Raw genomic sequence first — 1,479 nt, 5'->3', positions numbered from 1 at the left:
GGCGGCCTTGTCTTTGGTGATGCCGTTGGCGAAGGATGCGACGAGACTTGCGCATGCTCGTTCCAGCCATGGATCAAGATCCACGTGAGTCTTCTTGCGGATCATGGCGTGGAAAGCGATGATGATTTCGCGAGCTTCCACCAGCAGAGGAACGCCCTTCTCGATCGCCGCGATGGTAACGGTCTCAGACTTTGATAGCGCATCGCGGCCATTGGTCATCAGGCGGGCGATGGTTCTGGCAGACGGCACGCGCTGTATACTTTGAACATCGGGCGTTTCGGCGCGCCGACGGCGTGTCGTCCACTCTCTAACAACTCGCTCAGAGCCCCTAAAGCCTAGCACCTTAAGGCGACGCCACAGGTCGGCTCCGTTATAATGGCCTGAAGCCCACTGGGCGTCGAGCCATGGCAGATGGTGCTCGAGTGAGCTCTCGCGCACCCTGAACACATCCGTTCGCTGACCTCGCAGAACTTTGCGAACGAGGCCCCGGCTATGTCCCGTAAGTCGCACGATCTCCTTTATGGAGACACCCGTCTCAGCCTGTCTGAAGATTGCCGCGTTGGTGTCCTCACGCCGTAGATAGCCTTCGTACTGGATGCGCTCGGCGGAAGTGAGCAAGGCAGGATTAATTGTGGCGGCGCCGACCGCCACACGAACCTGGTGCATGGATTTGCCGACCGCATCGAGGAAGGCGTGGCTGGCGTTCTCCATCAAATGCCAGCGGTCAGCAACCTGGGTGGCCTGCGGGAGCGCCTTGGCTACAGCAAGGGCGTACACCACCGCCGCGATCGCGCGCGACCACAGCAATTTGCGGCTGCCCCGCCAGCCAAGCCTGTGCCGTAGCGGGCTCTCTGTCGGGCAGAGAGTGATTGGTCGTCGCCGCTCGGGGTCGCAGATGATTGTTCCGTACCGCTGATTGCGCCGCCAGGCCCAGTCGTCGATACCGATCACGCTCGGCACAGCAAAGGGCTGGCAACCGCGCCTTCGCACGATCCGAAGTAAATGTATCGTTAAGTCGACGGGCAAAACTTGCAGCCGGGCGGCCACCAACGGCAAGCCCAAGGTGATGGACCAGAAGATCGAGCCGCGCCGTTCGCCGCGCCCACGGCGCCAGAGCCCCGTCATCGAACCGCTCGGTGGAAATACGTCGACTGCACATAACGGTGAAGCAGCGGAAGCGACGCGCCACGACCACCAGGCGAACCGGCCGCCCCGCCAGCGGCAGATCGGTAAGACATCGTTGATATCGGCTATGAATTCGCCCGGAACTGGCTCCGCATCCGGGACACAGACTCTTGTCGCTCCTGGGACGGACGGTGATCACGGTCGTGGCGCCATCACAGACGGCGCTCTCCACGTCAAACCCAGGAGGGATCAGGGCCGACGGTCGCAGGGCTCGCTGCATCATGTTGATTCCCTTGTGAAACCAACGCGAGCCGGCGCCTGAACTTCATCAAAAGTGAGTCAGAGCCAATATTG

The 1,479-nt window shown here is 61.4% G+C and carries 1 protein-coding gene and 1 pseudogene; both read right to left on the bottom strand.

Annotated elements, in window-relative coordinates; translation table 11 throughout:
* Positions 1 to 1,125, bottom strand: a 1,125-nt coding sequence (locus tag IVB48_RS15945) for a transposase (RefSeq protein WP_247400765.1), incomplete at its 3' end; no start/stop codon positions are given.
* A 101-nt stretch (positions 1,126 to 1,226) separates the two neighbouring features.
* Positions 1,227 to 1,405, bottom strand: a pseudogene (locus IVB48_RS15940) (ISL3 family transposase); the annotation flags it as partial.
* Between the last annotated feature and the right edge of the window lie 74 nt (positions 1,406 to 1,479).

It is taken from the genome of Bradyrhizobium sp. 76, from assembly GCF_023073025.1.
Taxonomy (GTDB): Bacteria; Pseudomonadota; Alphaproteobacteria; order Rhizobiales; family Xanthobacteraceae; genus Bradyrhizobium.
The sequence above is the reverse complement of the archived record's forward strand: the minus strand, read 5'-3'. Positions and strand labels throughout refer to the sequence as shown.